Origin of the sequence: Stenotrophomonas sp. GbtcB23 (genome assembly GCF_019091045.1) — a bacterium.
Taxonomy (GTDB): Bacteria; Pseudomonadota; Gammaproteobacteria; order Xanthomonadales; family Xanthomonadaceae; genus Stenotrophomonas; species Stenotrophomonas rhizophila_A.
This window is the reverse complement of the sequence record NZ_JAGXKC010000410.1, coordinates 1-271: the sequence shown is the minus strand read 5'-3', so window position 1 is coordinate 271 and position 271 is coordinate 1. Positions and strand designations below refer to the sequence as shown.

The window sequence follows — 271 nt, the reverse complement described above, 5'->3', positions numbered from 1 at the left end:
GGCTCTTTCCGCATCCCAACGTCCGGCAGAACCACAATTACGGGAACTGGTTCGCACCGAAGACCGGACGACCGGACGACTTCAACCGCATCGTCGACCTTCTCGGGAACGGCGCATTGCTCGACCGGCGGCCGGGAAAACTCTCCGGAGGCGAAAAACAGCGCGTCGCGATCGGCCGGGCACTGCTTTCCGCCCCACGCCTCCTCCTGATGGACGAACCGCTCGCCGCGCTCGACGATGAGCGCAAGGCGGAAATCCTGCCCTATCTGGA

At 64.2% G+C, this 271-nt stretch carries 1 protein-coding gene; it reads left to right on the top strand.

Annotation, left to right across the window (positions count from 1 at the left end):
• The coding region (locus KVS69_RS19605; protein WP_217539689.1) for an ATP-binding cassette domain-containing protein at nucleotides 1–271 on the top strand (271 nt) is incomplete at both ends.